Below are 18,130 nucleotides of genomic sequence, written 5' to 3' on the forward strand. Positions count from 1 at the left end.
GTGAGAGTGCTCCTTAGAAAGGAGGTGATCCAGCCGCACCTTCCGGTACGGCTACCTTGTTACGACTTCGTCCCAATCGCCAGCCCCACCTTCGACCGCTCCCCCCAGCAAGCTGGTTGGGCCACGGGCTTCGGGTGTTGCCGACTTTCGTGACGTGACGGGCGGTGTGTACAAGGCCCGGGAACGTATTCACCGCAGCATTGCTGATCTGCGATTACTAGCGACTCCGACTTCATGGGGTCGAGTTGCAGACCCCAATCCGAACTGAGACCGGCTTTTAGGGATTCGCTCCACCTCACGGTATCGCAACCCTCTGTACCGGCCATTGTAGCATGTTTGCAGCCCAAGACATAAGGGGCATGATGACTTGACGTCATCCCCACCTTCCTCCGAGTTGACCCCGGCAGTCCCCCATGAGTCCCCAACCACCCGAAGGTGTTGCTGGCAACATGGAGCAAGGGTTGCGCTCGTTGCGGGACTTAACCCAACATCTCACGACACGAGCTGACGACAGCCATGCACCACCTGTCACCCAGTCCGAAGAGGGCTCTGTCTCCAGAGCTTTCCGGGTGATGTCAAACCTTGGTAAGGTTCTTCGCGTTGCGTCGAATTAAGCAACATGCTCCGCCGCTTGTGCGGGCCCCCGTCAATTCCTTTGAGTTTTAGCCTTGCGGCCGTACTCCCCAGGCGGGGCGCTTAATGCGTTAGCTCCGGCACGGAACCCGTGGAAGGGTCCCACACCTAGCGCCCAACGTTTACAGCGTGGACTACCAGGGTATCTAATCCTGTTCGCTCCCCACGCTTTCGCTCCTCAGCGTCAGGTAAGGCCCAGCAAGCCGCCTTCGCCACCGGTGTTCCTCCTGATATCTGCGCATTTCACCGCTACACCAGGAATTCCACTTGCCCCTACCTACCTCTAGCCGGCCCGTATCCACCGCAGACCCGCAGTTAAGCTGCGGGCTTTCACGGCAGACGCGACCAGCCACCTACGAGCTCTTTACGCCCAATAATTCCGGACAACGCTTGCGCCCTACGTATTACCGCGGCTGCTGGCACGTAGTTAGCCGGCGCTTCTTCTGCAGGTACACGTCAACTTCGTCCCTGCTGAAAGAGGTTTACAACCCGAAGGCCGTCATCCCCCACGCGGCGTCGCTGCGTCAGGCTTCCGCCCATTGCGCAATATTCCCCACTGCTGCCTCCCGTAGGAGTCTGGGCCGTGTCTCAGTCCCAGTGTGGCCGGTCGCCCTCTCAGGCCGGCTACCCGTCGTCGCCTTGGTAGGCCACTACCCCACCAACAAGCTGATAGGCCGCGAGCCCATCCCCAACCGAAAAAACTTTCCACCACCACCCGATGCCGGAGGTGGTCGTATCCGGTATTAGACCCAGTTTCCCGGGCTTATCCCAGAGTCAGGGGCAGGTTGCTCACGTGTTACTCACCCGTTCGCCGCTCGAGTACCCCGAAGGGCCTTTCCGCTCGACTTGCATGTGTTAAGCACGCCGCCAGCGTTCGTCCTGAGCCAGGATCAAACTCTCCAAACAATGTCTGGAAACTAATCCAAGCAAATCGTCAATACTTGACGAGGTGTTGCATGAAAATCATGCACTGGCTTTTAACACACTGTTGAGTTCTCAAGAAACGGACGCGTACTTCCTCACCAGAGCCACTCTCGCGGCCCCCGCTCGGAGGCGTTCATTTCGTCGTTGTGGTCTTAATTCTTCCAGCCGTTCAAGTCTCTGTCAAATTGACCGGACTCGCTCGACCTGCGGGAATTAATCCCTGCCCCCTTTCGGAGACAACCCCTCTAACTTACCAGCCCGTCGACCGACTTGCGAATCGATCACCGGACCGGCGAGTCTCAAGGGATTACCGACAAGCGTGGCACAACACACCAAAGTCACCGGAGTGATGGAGGAGGGTTGCGCCGCACCGCGTCGGCTCTTAAAGATTAGCAGCGCTTCCCGATGCTCGTGCCGCTTCGCTCGCTTCTCCGGCAACAGAACGATCACGACCGAACATAGACTCCCCACGTGAGCAGCAACACGCCGCCAGTGGCGAAGAAGGTCCCCACGGAGCGCACCCATCACGGCGACACCGTCATCGACGAGTACGCCTGGCTGAGCAACAAGGAAGATCCAGACACGACCGCTTATCTGGAGGCGGAGAACGACTTTCTCAAGCAGCAGACCGCCCACCTGGCCGACCTCCAGGAGCAGGTGTTCCAGGAGATCAAGGGCCGCACGCAGGAGACCGACCTGTCGGTGCCCAGCCGCAAGGGCGCGTGGTGGTACTTCACCCGCACCGAGGAGGGCAAGCAGTACGCGGTCTCGTGCCGCGTCCCGGCCGACAGCGACGCGCCCCCGGAGATCACCCCCGGCGTCCGGCTCGACCGCGAGCAGGTCATCCTCGACGGCAACGAGCTGGCCGGCGACAGCGCGTTCTTCTCGGTCGGCACCAGCTCCGTCACCCCCGACGGCACGATGCTGGCGTTCTCGACCGACTACAAGGGCGACGAGCGCTTCACGCTCAGGTTCAAGAACCTCGAGACCGGCGAGCTGCTCCCCGACGAGATCCCCGACATCTTCTACGGCGGCGCCTGGTCCTCCGACGGCTCGGCGTTCTTCTACACGCGCGTGGACGACGCCTGGCGCCCGTACCAGGTCTACCGGCACACCCTGGGCACCCAGGAGGACGTGCTGGTCTACGAGGAGAGCGACGAGCGGTACTGGGTGGGCATCGGGCTGACCCGCAGCGAGAAGTACCTCGTGCTGGGCGCGGGCAGCAAGATCACCAGTGAGGTGCGCATCCTCGACGCCAGTGACCCGGCGGGCGAGTTCACGGTGGTGCGCCCCAGGAAGACCGGCGTCGAGTACGGCATCGAGCACGCGGGCGACTTCTTCTACGTGCTGCACAACGAGAACGCCGAGAACTTCGAGCTGGCCACCGCCCCCCTCGACGACCCGGCCGAGTGGACCCCGCTGATCGCCCACCGCGACGACACGCGGCTGCTGGAGATCGACGCGTTCTCCGACCACGCCGTGGTGCACTTCCGCCGCGACGGCCTGACCGGCCTGCGCGTCCTGCCGTACGGCGGCGCGGGCGGCACGTGGCGCGAGCGGGCCGAGGCGGCCGAGCGCAACGCGTACGAGATCGACTTCCCCGAGCCCCTGTATGACGTCGGCCCGGCGGGCAACCCCCAGTTCACGACGACGCGGCTGCGGCTGGCGTACACGAGCATGGTGACCCCGCCCAGCGTGTACGACTACGAACTCGACTCCCACGAGCTGATCCTGCTGAAGCGGCGCCCGGTGCTCGGCGGCTACGACCCGGCCGACTACGAGCAGTTCCGCGAGTGGGCGACGGCCGAGGACGGCACGAAGATCCCCGTCTCCATCGTCAAGCGCAAGGACGCCGCCAAGCCGGCCCCGACGGTGCTGTACGGGTACGGCAGCTACGAGACGTCGATCGACCCGGGCTTCTCGGTGCCGCGCCTGTCGCTGCTGGACCGGGGGTTCGTCTTCGCGGTCGCGCACGTGCGCGGCGGCGGCGAGATGGGCCGGCGCTGGTACGAGGACGGCAAGCTGACGAGGAAGCGCAACACGTTCACCGACTTCGTGGCCGTGGCCAGGCACCTGAAGCAGGCCGGCTGGAGCGAGCGGATCGTGGCGAGGGGCGGCTCGGCGGGCGGGCTGCTGATGGGCGCGGTGGCGAACCTGGCGCCGGAGGAGTTCGCGGGCGTGGTGGCCGAGGTGCCGTTCGTGGACGCGCTGAACACGATCCTCGACCCGTCGCTGCCGCTGACGGTGATCGAGTGGGACGAGTGGGGCGACCCGCTGCACGACCCCGAGGTGTACGCGTACATGAAGGGGTACTCGCCGTACGAGAACGTGGACGGCCGGCCGTACCCGCCGATCCTGGCGATCACGAGCCTGAACGACACGCGCGTGCTCTACCACGAGCCGGCGAAGTGGATCGCGCGGCTGCGCGCCACGGCGAAGGGCGGGCCGTTCCTGCTCAAGACGGAGATGGGCGCCGGGCACGGCGGCCGCAGCGGGCGTTACGACGCGTGGCGGGAAGAGGCGTTCGCGCTGTCGTGGATCATCGAGAGGGGCACGTCGTCATGACGTATCAGGCGGACGAGGGGCGTTACGAGCGCCAGCCGTACAACCGGAGCGGGCGCAGCGGGCTGAAGCTGCCGGCGGTGTCGCTGGGCCTGTGGCACAACTTCGGCGACAACCGGCCGATCGAGACGTCGCGGGCGATCCTGCGGCGCGCGTTCGACCTCGGGGTGACGCATTTCGACCTGGCCAACAACTACGGGGTGCCGTACGGCTCGGCGGAGCGGAACTTCGGCCGGATCTTCCGCGAGGACTTCGCCCCGTACCGGGACGAGCTGATCATCTCCACCAAGGCGGGCTACGACATGTGGCCCGGCCCGTACGGCGAGTGGGGCTCGCGGAAGTACCTGCTGGCCAGCCTCGACCAGTCGTTGCGGCGCATGGGCCTCGACTACGTGGACATCTTCTACAGCCACCGGCCGGACCCGGAGACGCCGCTGGAGGAGACCATGGGGGCGCTGGACCGGGCGGTGCGCTCGGGCAAGGCGCTGTACGCGGGCATCTCCAACTACTCGCCGGAGCAGACGGCGCAGGCCGCGCGGATCATGCGGGAGCTGGGCACGCCGCTGCTCATCCACCAGCCGTCCTACTCGATCATCAACCGCTGGATCGAGGACGGGCTGCTGGACACGCTGGAGGAGGCGGGGATGGGCTGCATCGTGTTCTCGCCGCTGGCGCAGGGGCTGCTGACCGATCGGTACCTGGAGGGGGTGCCGGCCGACTCGCGGGCGGCGACCAGCCGGTTCCTGAGCGCCGACCGGATCGACCGGGACCTGGCGCGCGACCTGAACGAGATCGCGCGGACGCGGGGGCAGACGCTGGCTCAGATGGCGCTGTCGTGGGCGATGCGGGATCCGCGGGTGACCAGCGTGCTGATCGGCGCGAGCAGCGTCCAGCAGCTTGAGGACAACGTGGCGTGCGTGGACGGCCCGGCCTTCACCGAGGACGAGCTGGCCGCCATCGACAAAGTCACAGAGCTTCGTGCCGCTGGAGGTAGGTGAAGGCGGCCCAGCCCGGCAGTACCGGCAGCCAGAACGTGAGCAGCCGGTACAGCAGCACGGCTGAGGTGGCCAGCTCCTTGGGGACGCCGGCCAGCACCAGGCCGCCCACGAGCGCCAGCTCGACCGCGCCCAGCCCGCCGGGTGTGGGCGCGGCCGAGCCGATGGCGTTGGCGGTGAGGAAGACGACCGCCACGGCGGTGAAGCTGATCTCGTGACCGAACGCGGCGATGCAGGCGTCGAGGCACAACACGAACATGATGGTGATCATGAGGGTGCCGACGCACGCCTCGACCATCTTGCGCGGCGACTGGAGCACGTCGAGCAGCCGGGGCAGCACGTTCGAGAACAGCTTGCGCAGCCGCGAGGTCACCAGGCGGCGCAGCGGCGGCACGCCGAGCACCGCCACCACCAGCACCGCGACCGCGAGCATCACCAGGACGAGCCCGCGCGAGGGCGTGAACGAGGTGGGCGTGGTGGAGCCGGTGATGTAGGCGAACAGGGCCAGCAGCGAGATGTGGAAGACCAGCATGATGAGCTGGGAGGCGCCCACGCTGGCCACCGCGCTGGCCGGGTGGATGCCGCGTTTTTGCAGGTAGCGGGTGTTGATGGCGACGCCGCCGACGGCGGCGGGCGCGACCAGCTTGACGAAGGAGGAGGCGAACTGCACGAGCACCGTGCGCCAGAGCGGCAGGTGCTCGGGCACGAAGCCGCGCAGCATGAGCGCGGCGGCCACGAAGCTCGCGAACGAGGCCACCAGCGCCAGCCCCGACCAGGCCCAGTTGGCCGTGGTGAGGACGTGGTAGACGTCCACCTGGCTGAGCTGGGAGAGCACGATGTAGGCGGCGACGGCGCTGGCGATGATCGTGATCAGGGTGCGGGGGCGGAAGCGTTCGAGGCGGACCTCCTCGACCTTGCTCTGCGGCTTGAGCGCGACGATGTGCTCGCGGATGCCGGGCAGGACGTGCTTGGCCTTGCCCAGCGCGGCGCGGGTCTCCCTGGTGAGCGCGATCTGCTGGAGCAGCGGCATGGCGGCGGCCAGGGCGTCGGGGCCCATGACGTCGGCCGCGGCGCGCACCGAGCGTTCGGGGCCGACGCGCAGCGACAGGTAGGTGAGGAGCTGGGCGACGTCGAGCCGCAGGAGCAGGTCTCCGGCGGCGACCTCGCCGCTGCGCGCGTCGGTGAGCACGACGCGGCCCGCCCGGTCGAGGTGGATGCTGTCTCCGGTGAGCCGGCGGTGCGCCAGGCGCTGGATCTGCAGCAACTCCACCTGCTCCCAGATCTGGGCGAGCAGCTCGTCGTCGATCTCGTCGTCGGGCACCTCGTCGAGGGGGCGCGTCTCGATGTGCTCGTAGGCGAGCAGCGCGGCCTCGGTGCCGATCTCGCTGGTGCCGAGCAGGCGCGGGGTGCTCGCGCCGGCGGCCTGGGCGGCGTACGCCATGAGGGCCTCGCGTTCGAGCTCGGCGCGCAGCGAGCGGATGGCGCGGCGCCGGGTCTCGGAGTTGAGGCGGATGCGGCGCCACAGCCGGTACGGCAGGCCGGCCACCTGCCGGTCGCGGTCGAGGACGGTGACGTCGAGGCTGGAGCCGTCCTTGAGCCCGATGGCGTAGCGGCGGCTGCCCTGGTGGTCGTCCTCGACGCGGCGGGCGGAGACGGGGCTGAACGACAGCTTGCGCAGCGCGGCGACGACGGCGTTGCCCGGGGGGCGGGTGTTGGGGCTGCCGACGCCGTACAGGGTGGCGTAGCCGATGGCCATGCCGACCAGGACGGTGACGATGGCGCTGGGAATGGTGATCTGGCGGCCGGAGAACAGTGCCAGGATGTAGAGCGCGATGGTCGTCCACATCAGCATGCGCCAGGTGGGGCGGCGGGAGATGCGCACGGCGGTGGAGTAGGCGATGACCGAGGTGAGCAGCGTGTTGAGCGGCTCGATCAGCCGGTTGCCGGTGAGCAGCACCCGCAGGTCGTTGACGTTGCCGCCGACGAGCCACTGCCCGAGCAGGAACGATCCGGCCATGCCGACGATGGCGGCGATCAGCCCTTCGGCGACGCGCAGGCCGTCGCGGTGGAAGACGCGCTCGACCGCGAAGGCGACGGGCACGATGAGCACGGCGGCGCCGCCGAGGAAGGCGGCGATCCTGCTCAGCAGCGGCACCAGCTCGGCGCCCTCCTTGACGTCGGCCTCCAGCCCGATGAGGGTCTGCTTGGCGACGAGGGCGAGCAGGATGACCGCGCCGAGCACGATGAGCGTGGCGAAGAAGCGCAGCAGGTCGGAGGGGCGGCGCAGGCGATGGGGCAGCAGCGGCTCTACGACGTAGACGTCGTCGTCCGCGCGCGGCTCGGCCACGGCAGGCTCTCCCTCCGTGAGGCCTTCCGCGTCATCTCGTTCCCTGATATCGGCCACCGACAGCGATTCCGCACCTTCCCGTGCCGGACCATACGATCTCTGACTTCCAGTGTGCTCAATCGTCCCCGCAGTGTCGCACGGGGCAGGCTACACGCTGCACTTCCCACTGTTCACCTCTGAATTCCTGCTGGCGGTGGACGTAGGCTGGGTCCCATGTCGGGTGAATTGAGGGTTTTGGGGGCGTGTCCGCTGGACTGCCCGGATACCTGCTCCTGGGTGGTGACCGTCGAGAACGGCAGGGCCGTCAAGATGCGCGGCAACCCCGACCAGCCGTACACCAGGGGCGCGCTCTGCGTGAAGGTCAACCGTTACCTGGAGCACACCCGGGCGGACGACCGCATCCTGTACCCGCTGCGCCGCACCGGGCCGAAGGGCTCGGGGCAGTTCGAGCGGATCACGTGGGAGGAAGCGCTCGACGAGATCTCCGTACGGCTGCGCGCCATCGTCGAGGAGCACGGCGGGGAAGCCATCTGGCCGTACCTGGGCACCGGCTCGCTCGGCTACCTCCAGGGCTGCGAGGGCGTGGCCGGCCGGCGGTTCTGGAACCTGCTCGGCGCCTCCAAGCACTGGCTCAACATCTGCTCCGCGGCCGGCAACGCGGGGCTGCGCCGCACGCTCGGCACCGCGGCCGGCATGGACCCGGAGAACTTCGCGCTGTCCAAGCTGATCCTGCTCTGGGGCACGAACACGCTGACCAGCGGCCACCACCTGTGGAAGTTCATCCAGGACGCCCGCGCCAACGGCGCCCATGTCGTCGCCATCGACCCCATCCGCACCAGGACGGCCGACCAGGCGGACGAGCACCTGGCGATCAGGCCGGGCACCGACGGGGCGCTCGCGCTCGGGCTGCTCAACGTCGTGCTGGCCGAGAACGCCCAGGACGAGGAGTTCCTGGCCGAGCACACCGAGGGCTGGGACGACTTCCGTGAGGAGATCCTGCGCCACCCGGTCGAGCGGGTGGCGGAGATCACGGGGATCCCGGCCGAGGCCGTCCACAGGCTGGGGATGCGGCTCGCCCACACCCGCCCCACCGCGCTGCGCGCCACGCACGGCCTGCAGCGGCACGCGGGCGGCGGCGCCACGCTGCGGGTCATCGCCGCCATCCCCGGCGTCACCGGCGACTGGCGCCACCCCGGCGGCGGCCTCGCCTTCTCCACCAGCGACCACGTGCACCTGAACGTGGACCGCCGCGACGACCTGCTCGCCGCGCCGGTGCGCACGCTCACCATGACGAAGGCGGCCTCGCAGCTCGCCTCGGTCAAGTGCTTCTGGGTGTACGCGGCCAACCCGGTCGGCTCCTCCCCCGACTCCAACGCCATCAGGCGGCAGCTCCTGCGCGAGGACCTGTTCACGGTGGTCATGGAGCACTTCCCGACCGACACCGTCGACTACGCCGACATCGTGCTGCCCGCCACCATGCAGACCGAGCACCACGACCTGCACGCCGGCTACGGGCACATGTACCTGCTGTGGAACGAGAAGGCCGTGGAGCCGCCGGGCGAGTGCCTGTCCACGACCGAGACGTTCCGGCGGCTGGCCCGGCACATGGGGATGACCGAGCCGTCCCTGTACGACTCGGACCTCGAACTGGCCGAGCAGCTGCTGACCAGCGGGCACCCGTCGGTGGAGGGCATCACGCTGGACCGGCTGCGCAAGGAGGGCTGGGTGCGGATGAACTACCCCAAGCCGTTCACGCCGTTCGCCGAGGGCTTCCCGACGCCGTCCGGGCGGCTGCGCTTCCCGCCGGCGGGCAAGGCGTACGTGCCGTCGTACACGGCCTCCGGCGCCGCCGACCCCCGCTACCCGCTGACGCTGGTCACGCCGGCCTCGCACACGTTCCTCAACACGACCTTCGGCAACAACCCCGAGCTGCGGCGGCGCGCCAAGGAGCCGACCGTGCTGGTCAACCCGGCCGACGCGGCCGCGCGCGGGCTGGAGGACGGCCGCCGGGTGCGCGTGCACAACGACGGCGGCGAGTTCCTGGCCGACGTGGAGATCAGCGACCGGGTGGCGGCCGGGGTGGTGGCCACGCCGAAGGGCCGCTGGCCCAAGCTCAGCCCCGGCGGCGCCAACCCGAACGCCGTCGTGGCCGAGCGGGACGCCGACATGGGCAGGGGGCCCGGCTTCCACGACAACTTCGTGGAGATCAGCCCAGTGTGAGCTTGTAGCCGACGTGGGAGGCGGTGAAGCCGAGGCCGTCGTAGAAGCGGTGCGCGTCCGTACGGGACTTGTCGGAGGTGAGCTGCACCATCGCGCAGCCGCGGGCGCGGGCCCGGTCGATCGCCCATGTGATCATCTTGCGGCCCAGCCCCTGGCCGCGGGTGGAGGCGGCGACCCGGACGGCCTCGATCTGGCACCGCTCCGCGCCCAGCCGCGACAGCCCCGCCAGGTACGTGAGCTGCATCGTGCCCACCACCTTGCCGTCCCGCTCCGCGACGATCAGCTCGTCGTACGGGTCGGCGTCGATCCGCTCGAACGCCGCCAGGTAACGCTCGTCGTTCGGGTCCCCCTCGCGCCGGGCGCCGAGCGGGTCGTCGGCCAGCATCGCCACGATGGCCGGCACGTCCTCCTTGCGGGCCCGCCGGAAGATCAGCGACAGCACGTAGTGGGACTCCATGAGGGCCGGGTTGGACGGCAGCGCCATCACCTTGCCGCTCGGCGTGAAGCCCTTGCGCGCGTAGAGGGCGCGGGCGGCGTGGTTGCGGTCGACCGCCCACAGGCCGATCTCCTCGGCCGGGGTGGTCCTGGCCCACTCCACGGCCGCGTCCACCAGCCGGGAGCCGACGCCCGCCTGCCTGGCCTCGGGCGCCACCCACATGGACAGCAGGTGGGCCTTGTTCCCCTCCTCCAGCCGCACGCACACCAGCCCGACGTCGGCGCCGTCGCGCGTGGCCACCCACCAGCGCGACTCGGGGCTCGCCAGCCGCTCCGCCCACTTCTCGGGCGGGAACTCGACCTCCCGGCCATAGGAGGAGCCGAACGCGTCGGGGGCGTCCCGCAACGCGCGCAGCCGCACCTCCCGCAGCCGCTCGCCCTCATCCGTCCCCAGCCGCACGATCTCGATATCCCGCATGCCCGAATCATGCCAGTTTCCCAGGGACAGCTCAGGGTCGGACCCCGATGCCTCCGAGGGCGGCCGAAAGGCAGCATGAAGACATGAACGAAATCAGTCGACGCGATGAGGTATCGCTGTCCGGCGCCGCGCTGCGCGGCGCTCCTTGGAAGACCGCCGCGATCAGCGGCGGTGTCGCGGCCGCCGTCACCTATGGCGTCGGCCTGCTCATGGGCGGCGCCGGGCTGGTGTGGTCGCTGGGTGTCGGGATCAGCCTGTTCGCGCTGGTCGCGGCGATCGGCGCGGTGTCCAAGCCGCACGAGGGCGACCGGGTGACCCGCCAGGCGCGGCTCTGGTCGCTGAGGCACCCGTTCAAGTTCGCGTTGCTGCCCGCGGGCATCGTCGCGGCGCTGGACTACCCGGTGCAGCTCGTGCTCGACGGCGAAGGGGTGTTCGGCTCGGCCGTGGACGCGCTGTGGCACGGCGCGCTCGTCTACCTGATCGCCGGCGTGGTGACGCTCACGATGCAGGGACGAGCGCGTACCGCCCGGTGACCCTACTGAGCCGTGACCCTACTGAGCCTGGGCCTCCCGCTCCGCGGTGCTCCGGCACACGCAGAACTCGTTGCCCTCGGGGTCGCGCATGGTGACCCAGCCGCTGCCGTCGGGCTTGCGAAGATCGTCGTAGATGGTCGCCCCGAGCCCGATGAGCCGCTCCACCTCCTCGTCGCGGGTCCTGCCCTCGGTGCCGTTGACGTCGAGGTGCACCCGGTTCTTGACGGTCTTGCCCTCGGGGACGCGGATGAACAGCAGGAACGGGTCCTGCTTGGTGCGCAGCATCACCTCGTCGTCCCCGGGTTTGTCCCCCTCGCCCAGGGGCAGCCCGGTGGCCTGGCTCCACCAGCTCGCGATGGCGTACGGGTCGGCGGCGTCGATGGTGACGGCGTGAATCTCGATCATGGATCACACAATAGACACCACCAAAGGCGTTAAGCCAGTGTCTTGAGCCCGATGACGCCCGCCAGGATCAGCGCGATGGAGACGAGCCGCGCCGGCGACACCTCGTCGCCCATGGCGAGCATGCCGAGGATCGCGGTGCCCGCTGCGCCGACGCCGGTCCAGACGGCGTACGCGGTGCCGACCTCCAGGGACTTGAGCGCGTACGAGAGCAGGCCGAAGCTGAGCACGGCGGTGGCCACGAACGACAGCGTCCACCACAGATGCGAGAAGCCGTTGCTGAGCTTGAGCGAGAGGGCCATGGCGACCTCGAAGAGGCCGGCCAGCACAAGGACGATCCACGCCATGATGAGCACTCCCTGAGAGACGAGACTGACTGGAGTGCGTCGTCTTGGCGTTCCGGGTACGGCGCGTCTCGTCCGGGAGCTTGACCGCTCGTTCAAGTGAACGTGCGGGACAAACCCGTCATTCCCACCAGATCGTGACCCAGCGGTCGCGTGGCACCGGCCACATGCCCAGCTCCGCCGCCGTGCGCGCCACCTCCTCCGTGCGGGAGGGGTCGAGGCACACTCTGCGCACCGCGCTGGCGGCCAGCTCCTCCAGGGAGGTGAAACGTTCCAGCGGGGCCTCCCGCTCCTCCACCTGGACGTTGAAGCCGAGCGCCGCCGCCAGGGCCACGCAGTCTTCGGCGATGGGGCGCACCGGCCGGTCGACGCCGTGGAAGTGCTGCCACAGCGGCGTCATCCAGCTCATGGGGTGGCGGTGCGGCAGCTCCAGGACGACCCGCCCCTGCGTGCGGGCGTCGAGCGCGAGCAGGAAGTCGGCCAGGTCGGGCACGTTGTAGACGACGTGCGCCGCCACGGCCGCGTCGGCCTGCGGGACCTGGTCGGCGACGTCGGGCCAGCGGCCCTCGATGGTGGTGACCGGCACGCCCAGCTTCTCCGCCCTGGCGGCCAGCCCTTCGAGCATGGGGCCGGAGGTGTCGACCGCGTAGAGGTGGCCGATGCGCGCGTGCAGCGGCAGCGACGAGGCGCCGGGCCCCGAGCCGACGTCGAGCAGTGTGCCCTTCTCCGGCAGCGCCTCGGCCAGGCGGGTCATGGTGGGGCCGTCGTCGGGCTCGGCCAGCGCCCTGTCGGTACGGGTGCCGAACCTCTCGGGCGAATGACTCCACGGGTCCACGGGGGCCTGGGCCAGGATCTCGTGCGGGATCGCCCACGAGTCGAGGCGATCCCGCCACCTGGCGGCGAGTTCTTCGGCGTCCATGGAGACGAGCATGCCACGCATATCGAGGGTTACCCGCGGGTAGCATTTCAGAGTAAGGTTACTCACCAGTAGAAAGCCTCGGTTCAAGGAGATCGACGCCCATGGGCCACTACAAGAGCAACGTGCGTGACCTGGAATTCAACCTCTTCGAGGTGTTCGGGAGAGGCGAGATCCTCGGCACCGGGCCTTTCGCTGAAGTGGACGAGGACGTCGCGCGCAGCGTGCTGGACGAGATGAACCGGCTGGCGACCGGCGTGCTCGCCGACTCCTTCGAGGAAGGTGACAGGAAGCCGCCGGTGTTCGACCCGGTCACCTCCACCGTGACCGTGCCCGACGGCGTGAAGAAGTCGTTCAAGGCACTCGTGGACGGCGGCTGGGCCCACCTCGACCTGCCCCAGGACCTCGGCGGCCCCGGCATCCCGCGCAGCCTCGCCTGGGCCACCGCCGAGATGGTGCTGGGCGCCAACCCCGCCCTCTACATGTACGCGGCCGGCCCCAACTTCGCCTACACCCTGTGGAAGCTCGGCACCCCCGAGCAGAAGCGCTTCGCCGAGCTGGCCATCGAGAAGAACTGGGGCGCCACCATGGTGCTCACCGAGCCCGACGCCGGCTCCGACGTCGGCGCCGGGCGGACGAAGGCGGTGCGGCAGCCCGACGGCACCTGGCACATCGAGGGCGTCAAGCGCTTCATCACCAGCGCCGAGCACGACATGACCGACAACATCTTCCACCTCGTGCTCGCCCGCCCCGAAGGCCACGGCCCCGGCACCAAGGGGTTGTCGATGTTCCTCGTGCCGAAGTACCACGTGGACCTGGAGACCGGCGAGCTCGGCGAGCGCAACGGCGTCTACGTCACCAACGTCGAGAAGAAGATGGGCCTGAAGGTCTCCACCACCTGCGAGCTCACCTTCGGCGACAAGCACCCCGCCGTCGGCTGGCTCGTCGGCGAGGTGCACGAGGGCATCAAGCAGATGTTCATGGTGATCGAGCACGCCCGCATGATGGTCGGCACCAAGGCCATCGCCACCCTCTCCACCGGCTACCTCAACGCCCTCGAGTACGCCAAGGCCCGCGTCCAGGGCGCCGACCTGGCCAAGATGGCCGACAAGGCGTCGCCCCGGGTGACCATCACCCACCACCCCGACGTGCGGCGCGAGCTCATGCTGCAGAAGGCGTACGCCGAAGGCATGCGGGCGCTGGTGCTCTACACGGCCACCTTCCAGGACACCCTGCTCATCGACCCCGACGACCGGCACGCCGCGGCCATGAACGACCTGCTGCTGCCCATCGTCAAGGGCGTCGGCTCCGAGCGGTCGTACGAGCTGCTCTCCCGCTCCCTGCAGACCCTCGGCGGCTCCGGTTACCTCCAGGACTACCCGATCGAGCAGTACATCCGCGACGCGAAGATCGACTCCCTGTACGAGGGCACGACCGCGATCCAGGGGCAGGACCTGTTCTTCAGGAAGATCCTGCGCAACCAGGGCGCCGCCGTCGGCGCGCTGCTGGCCGAGATCAACGAGTTCGCCTCCTCCGAGGCGGGCAACGGGCGGCTCAAGGAGGAGCGCAAGCTGCTCGCCGAGGCCGCCGCCGACGTCAAGGCCATGGGCGACACCATGGCGGGCTGGGCGCTCGGCTCGCTGGAGAGGCCCGACGAGGTCTACAAGGTCGGCCTGAACACCACCCGGTTCCTGCTCGCGCTCGGCGACCTCGTCATCGGCTGGCTGCTGCTGCGCCAGGCGGAGGTGGCGCTGGGCAAGCTGGGCGGCGGCGAGGACCCGTTCTACCTGGGCAAGGTCGGAGCCGCCTCGTTCTTCGCCAAGACCGTGCTGCCCCGGCTGGGGGCCGAGCGGCGGGTGCTCACCGCCACCGGCCTGGAGCTGATGGAGCTGCCCGAAGAAGCCTTCTGAGCCACCGCCCCCCGCGGGATCTTTCAGCCACACCTCACTGCCACCCGCGGCAGTCACACAGGAAGGGCGCCCGGCCGCGAGCGGGCGCCCTTCCGCTTTCCCGCCTTGTGCTCCCGCGGGCCTTGTGTAGCGTCCGAGCATGAGCTCCTCAGCGCACGACCACCCCCTGCCGCCGCCGCGCGTCGAAGAGGTGTCCGACGGGGTCTACGCCTACCTGCAGCCCGACGGGAGCTGGTGGATCAACAACACCGGGTTCCTGGCCGGGCGCCGCGGCGTCATCGTCATCGACGCCTGCGCGACCGAACGCCGTACCCGCGCCTTCCGCGAGGCCATCGGCAAGGTCAGCGACCGGCCGGTCACCACGCTGCTCAACACCCACCACCACGGCGACCACACGTTCGGCAACTGGCTCTTCCCCGAGGCCACGATCGTCGGGCACGAAGGCGTGCGCGAGCAGATCATCGCCGAAGGCGTGCCCCCGTATCGCGCCGCGTGGTCGGCGGAGGTGGAGTGGGGCAAGATGGAGCCGACCCCGCCGTTCCTCACCTTCACCGACCGCATCACCCTGCACTCCGACGAGCTGCGCTGCGAGGTACGGCACGTCGGGCACGCCGCCCACACCACCAACGACTCCTACGTGTGGATCCCGGAGCGGCGCCTGCTGTTCACCGGAGACCTCGTCTTCAACGGCGGCACCCCGTTCGTGCTCATGGGCTCGGTGGCCGGCACGCTGCGGGCCCTCGACCAGCTCAGGGAGCTGGGGGCGGAGACCGTCGTGCCCGGGCACGGCGAGGTGTGCGGGCCGGAGGCCTACGAGCGGGTCGAGGGGTACCTGCGCTTCGTCCAGGACGTCGCCCGGCGGGGCAAGGAGGCCGGCCTGACGCCCCTGGAGGCGGCCAGGGAGACCGACCTCGGCGAGTGGGCCGGCCTGCTCGACTCCGAGCGCATCGTGGGCAACCTGCACCGCGCCTACTCCGAGCTCGACGGGCAACCCCTCGGCGCGCCGATCGACCTGGTCACCGCCGTGCTCGACATGATCGCCTACAACGGAGGCGAGCCGCTTTCCTGTCTCGCTTAGACGGGACGGGTGTGATCAGCGTCAGCCGGGTATGACCGAGGCTGTACTCGCCTTTTGCCTGGAGGTCGTCATGGGGGTCGGGGTCAGCATCTTCTTCCTCACGCTTGGCGCCATCCTGAGGTTCGCGATCGAGCCCGACGTGTTCGGGCAGAGCGTGCACATGGACGTCATCGGCCTCATCTTCATGATCGTCGGCGGCGTGGGTGTCGTGCTCAGCATCGTGCTGGCCCCTCGGCGGGGCCAGACCTCCGACAACAGGCTCATGCACCGCGAGAACAACCCGCCCGAGCTCTAGATCTCCAGCTGAACGGCGGCGCGGGTCGCCACGATCGGCTTGATGTGCTCCGCGATCACCTTCTGGTGGTCGGGGTGGTCGCGGTAGACCAGGTAGTCGTCGGCGCTGTCGAAGTCCGCCACCACCGCGTAGTCGTGGTTGCCCTGGTTGATGCCGGCGTCGGCGCCCACCGTGTACGCGCGCAGCTGCGGGATCAGGCTGGGAAGTTTGCGCAGCTCGGCCGTGACGGCGGCCTTCTGCTCGGCCGTCGCGGCCTCGGTCCAGGTGAACAGCACGATGTGGCGAATCATACGGGCCACTTTATCGATGTATCAGGCGCGGGCCCTGGTCGCTCTGGTGTCGGTGGGTGCGGGCGTCCCGCCGTACGGCGGCCGCCGGGGGAGGGGTCCTCCCGGCGGCCGCCGTACTCCATCCGCTGATTCAGCTCCAGGCCAGCATGCGGAGCGGGTCCTCCAGCATCGCGCCGACGTCCGCCAGGAAGAGCGAGCCCAGCTCGCCGTCCACCATCCGGTGGTCGAACGAGAGCGACAGCGTCGCCACCTTGCGCACCGCGAGCTCGCCGTCCACCACCCACGGCATGTCCCGCACCTGGCCGACCGCCAGGATCGCGGCCTCCCCCGGGTTGATGATCGGGGTGCCGCCGTCCACGCCGAAGACGCCGACGTTCGTGATCGTGAACGTGCCGCCCGACATCTCGGCCGGCTGGGTGCGGCCCGCCCTGGCCGTCTCCGTGAGGGCCGCCAGCTCCTTCGCCAGGTCGGGGAGCGAGAGGTCCTGGGCGTTCTTGATGTTGGGGACCAGCAGGCCCCTCGGCGTCGCCGCCGCGATGCCCAGGTTCACGTAGTGCTTGATGACGATCTCCTGGGTCTCCTCCGCCCAGGACGCGTTGATCGCCGGGTGCCGCCCGACCGCCGTCAGGACCGCCCTGGCCACCAGGAGCAGCGGGCTCACCTTGACCTCGGCGAAGTCCGGCATCGTCCGCAGGCGGCGGACCGCCTCCATGGTCTGCGTCATGTCGACCTGGAGGAACTCCGTGACGTGGGGGGCGGTGAACGCGCTGCCGACCATGGCTTGGGCGGTGGCCTTGCGGACGCCCTTGACCGGGATGCGCTCTTCGCGGACGGGCGTGGGCTCCTGAGCCTGGGGTTCCTGAGCCTGGGGCTGCTGGGCCGCCGCGTGGACGTCGTCCCGCGTGATCGAGCCCTGGGGGCCTGTGCCGGTGATGGTCGCCAGGTCCACGCCCAGGTCCTTCGCCAGCTTCCGGACCGGGGGCTTGGCCAGGACGGCTATGCGGCTGGGCGTCGTACGCGTTGCGCCGGGCTCCGCCGTACCACGTCCCGCCGACCCGGCGCCGGGAGCGGCGGCGAGGGCGGGAGCCGCCTGGGCCTGCGCGCCCGCGCCTGCGGCGGCGGGAGCGGCCGGGGCGGGGGCGCCCGTGACGGCGGCAGGGGCGGGGGCGCCTGCGGCTCCGGGTGGGGTCGGGGGGCCGTCCACCTCCACGCGGGAGGGGTTGGCCACCGGGTTGGCCGGGATGCCCCGGGACGGTTGCTTGCGGGGGCGGCGTTTCGTGGCGCCGGTCTTGACGCCGTAGCCGACCAGGACCGCCTGGCGTTCCTCCTTCGGGGCCGGGCTGCCGTGCGCGCCGGGCTCGACCGCGCCCTCCGCCGGCGGCCTCGGCACCATGTCGTCGGCCAGGGCGGCCGGGTCGGCCGAGGCGCGGGCAGGCGTCCCCGCACCCGAAGGCACGCCCTCCGCCGAAGTCGCTTCCGAAGGCGCGCCGCCGCCGGCGGGGGTCGAGGGGGCGCCGTCCTCGGCCGTGTCCACCGCGATGATGGGCAGGCCGACGTCGACCGTGTCGCCCTCCTCGGCCATCAGGCCGGCCACCACCCCGTCCCAGGGGATCGGCAGCTCGACGATCGACTTGGCCGTCTCGATCTCCACGACGATCTGGTTGACCTTGACCGTGTCACCCGCCTTGACGTGCCAGCGGACGATCTCGGCCTCCGTCAGGCCCTCGCCGACGTCAGGCAGCTTGAACTCGCGTCGCATCGCGCAACC

14 protein-coding genes, 1 rRNA gene, 1 pseudogene and 1 riboswitch are annotated in these 18,130 nt (G+C 69.4%); of the genes and pseudogenes, 7 read left to right on the forward strand and 9 right to left on the reverse strand.

Annotation, left to right across the window (positions count from 1 at the left end; genetic code table 11):
- Window positions 1–17 precede the first annotated feature (17 nt).
- Window positions 18–1,539: ribosomal RNA gene (locus KIS93_RS29080) — 16S ribosomal RNA — on the reverse strand.
- 489 nt (window positions 1,540–2,028) lie between these two features.
- On the opposite strand from KIS93_RS29080, the gene KIS93_RS29085 reads away from it, so the two are divergent.
- Window positions 2,029–4,122, forward strand: coding sequence for a S9 family peptidase (locus KIS93_RS29085; RefSeq protein WP_080044674.1), 2,094 nt, complete (start codon window positions 2,029–2,031; stop codon window positions 4,120–4,122).
- Window positions 4,119–5,117 carry an L-glyceraldehyde 3-phosphate reductase gene (gene mgrA, locus KIS93_RS29090; protein ID WP_080044670.1) on the forward strand — a complete coding sequence of 333 codons (999 nt, stop codon included), beginning with the start codon at window positions 4,119–4,121 and terminating at the stop codon, window positions 5,115–5,117. Before KIS93_RS29085 ends, mgrA begins: the two co-directional genes overlap by 4 nt.
- Here mgrA and KIS93_RS29095 read toward each other — a convergent pair.
- Entirely contained in the window at window positions 5,086–7,461 is a 2,376-nt protein-coding gene (locus KIS93_RS29095) for a lysylphosphatidylglycerol synthase transmembrane domain-containing protein (protein ID WP_080044668.1), read from the reverse strand. The two genes, mgrA and KIS93_RS29095, sit on opposite strands and share 32 nt — an antisense overlap.
- Before the next feature lie 213 nt (window positions 7,462–7,674).
- Here KIS93_RS29095 and KIS93_RS29100 point away from each other — a divergent pair, with 213 nt between their 5' ends.
- Window positions 7,675–9,681, forward strand: a complete 2,007-nt coding sequence (locus tag KIS93_RS29100) for a molybdopterin-containing oxidoreductase family protein (protein ID WP_080044666.1) — start codon at window positions 7,675–7,677, stop codon at window positions 9,679–9,681.
- Here the strand turns inward: KIS93_RS29100 and KIS93_RS65745 are convergent.
- Together KIS93_RS65745 and KIS93_RS65750 are read right to left on the reverse strand one after the other, a co-directional pair.
- A complete protein-coding gene (locus KIS93_RS65745) occupies window positions 9,668–10,138 on the reverse strand; it encodes a GNAT family N-acetyltransferase (RefSeq protein ID WP_230466597.1) in 471 nt (156 codons plus the stop codon). The genes KIS93_RS29100 and KIS93_RS65745 overlap by 14 nt on opposite strands.
- Window positions 10,139–10,180: 42 nt before the next feature.
- Window positions 10,181–10,594: pseudogene (locus KIS93_RS65750) on the reverse strand (GNAT family N-acetyltransferase); the annotation flags it as partial.
- 83 nt (window positions 10,595–10,677) lie between these two features.
- On the opposite strand from KIS93_RS65750, the gene KIS93_RS29110 reads away from it, so the two are divergent.
- Window positions 10,678–11,127, forward strand: a complete 450-nt coding sequence (locus KIS93_RS29110; RefSeq protein ID WP_186404502.1) for a hypothetical protein — start codon at window positions 10,678–10,680, stop codon at window positions 11,125–11,127.
- Window positions 11,128–11,145: 18 nt separating this feature from the next.
- On the opposite strand, the gene KIS93_RS29115 is transcribed toward KIS93_RS29110, so the two are convergent.
- The 3 genes from KIS93_RS29115 to KIS93_RS29125 form a co-directional block, all read right to left on the reverse strand.
- Complete coding sequence (locus KIS93_RS29115) at window positions 11,146–11,532, reverse strand: VOC family protein (RefSeq protein ID WP_080044663.1); 387 nt, start codon at window positions 11,530–11,532, stop codon at window positions 11,146–11,148.
- 29 nt (window positions 11,533–11,561) lie between these two features.
- Window positions 11,562–11,876 (reverse strand): DMT family transporter, encoded by a 315-nt coding sequence (locus tag KIS93_RS29120; protein ID WP_080047441.1) that lies wholly within the window; start codon window positions 11,874–11,876, stop codon window positions 11,562–11,564.
- 33 nt (window positions 11,877–11,909) lie between these two features.
- Window positions 11,910–11,978: riboswitch (guanidine-III (ykkC-III) riboswitch) on the reverse strand.
- A gap of 16 nt (window positions 11,979–11,994) precedes the next feature.
- Complete coding sequence (locus KIS93_RS29125; protein ID WP_230465749.1) at window positions 11,995–12,792, reverse strand: class I SAM-dependent methyltransferase; 798 nt, start codon at window positions 12,790–12,792, stop codon at window positions 11,995–11,997.
- Between the two features lie 101 nt (window positions 12,793–12,893).
- On the opposite strand from KIS93_RS29125, the gene KIS93_RS29130 reads away from it, so the two are divergent.
- The 3 genes from KIS93_RS29130 to KIS93_RS29140 all read left to right on the forward strand — a co-directional run bounded on the left by KIS93_RS29130 (window position 12,894) and on the right by KIS93_RS29140 (window position 16,072).
- Window positions 12,894–14,699, forward strand: a complete 1,806-nt coding sequence (locus KIS93_RS29130) for an acyl-CoA dehydrogenase (protein ID WP_080044661.1) — start codon at window positions 12,894–12,896, stop codon at window positions 14,697–14,699.
- 139 nt (window positions 14,700–14,838) lie between these two features.
- Window positions 14,839–15,777 carry an MBL fold metallo-hydrolase gene (locus KIS93_RS29135; RefSeq protein ID WP_080044659.1) on the forward strand — a complete coding sequence of 313 codons (939 nt, stop codon included), beginning with the start codon at window positions 14,839–14,841 and terminating at the stop codon, window positions 15,775–15,777.
- Window positions 15,778–15,808: 31 nt separating this feature from the next.
- Window positions 15,809–16,072, forward strand: a complete 264-nt coding sequence (locus KIS93_RS29140) for a hypothetical protein (RefSeq protein ID WP_230465748.1) — start codon at window positions 15,809–15,811, stop codon at window positions 16,070–16,072.
- Here KIS93_RS29140 and KIS93_RS29145 read toward each other — a convergent pair.
- Window positions 16,069–16,362: a Dabb family protein gene (locus KIS93_RS29145; RefSeq protein WP_080044658.1), complete on the reverse strand. Its 294-nt coding sequence runs from the start codon at window positions 16,360–16,362 to the stop codon at window positions 16,069–16,071. The genes KIS93_RS29140 and KIS93_RS29145 overlap by 4 nt on opposite strands.
- A gap of 130 nt (window positions 16,363–16,492) precedes the next feature.
- Complete coding sequence (locus KIS93_RS29150; protein ID WP_080044657.1) at window positions 16,493–18,121, reverse strand: 2-oxo acid dehydrogenase subunit E2; 1,629 nt, start codon at window positions 18,119–18,121, stop codon at window positions 16,493–16,495.
- Between the last annotated feature and the right edge of the window lie 9 nt (window positions 18,122–18,130).

The organism is [Actinomadura] parvosata subsp. kistnae, assembly GCF_900323885.1.
In the GTDB taxonomy this organism is placed as follows: Bacteria; Actinomycetota; Actinomycetes; order Streptosporangiales; family Streptosporangiaceae; genus Nonomuraea; species Nonomuraea composti.

Coding starts and splice junctions, on each gene's coding strand:
- mgrA (WP_080044670.1), top strand. CDS start 4,119: ATGACGTATCAGGCGGACGAGGGGCGTTACGAGCGCCAGCCGTACAAC.
- KIS93_RS29100 (WP_080044666.1), top strand. CDS start 7,675: ATGTCGGGTGAATTGAGGGTTTTGGGGGCGTGTCCGCTGGACTGCCCG.
- KIS93_RS65745 (WP_230466597.1), bottom strand. CDS start 10,138: ATGGAGTCCCACTACGTGCTGTCGCTGATCTTCCGGCGGGCCCGCAAG.
- KIS93_RS29110 (WP_186404502.1), top strand. CDS start 10,678: ATGAACGAAATCAGTCGACGCGATGAGGTATCGCTGTCCGGCGCCGCG.
- KIS93_RS29115 (WP_080044663.1), bottom strand. CDS start 11,532: ATGATCGAGATTCACGCCGTCACCATCGACGCCGCCGACCCGTACGCC.
- KIS93_RS29120 (WP_080047441.1), bottom strand. CDS start 11,876: ATGGCGTGGATCGTCCTTGTGCTGGCCGGCCTCTTCGAGGTCGCCATG.
- KIS93_RS29125 (WP_230465749.1), bottom strand. CDS start 12,792: ATGGACGCCGAAGAACTCGCCGCCAGGTGGCGGGATCGCCTCGACTCG.
- KIS93_RS29130 (WP_080044661.1), top strand. CDS start 12,894: ATGGGCCACTACAAGAGCAACGTGCGTGACCTGGAATTCAACCTCTTC.
- KIS93_RS29135 (WP_080044659.1), top strand. CDS start 14,839: ATGAGCTCCTCAGCGCACGACCACCCCCTGCCGCCGCCGCGCGTCGAA.
- KIS93_RS29140 (WP_230465748.1), top strand. CDS start 15,809: ATGACCGAGGCTGTACTCGCCTTTTGCCTGGAGGTCGTCATGGGGGTC.
- KIS93_RS29145 (WP_080044658.1), bottom strand. CDS start 16,362: ATGATTCGCCACATCGTGCTGTTCACCTGGACCGAGGCCGCGACGGCC.
- KIS93_RS29150 (WP_080044657.1), bottom strand. CDS start 18,121: ATGCGACGCGAGTTCAAGCTGCCTGACGTCGGCGAGGGCCTGACGGAG.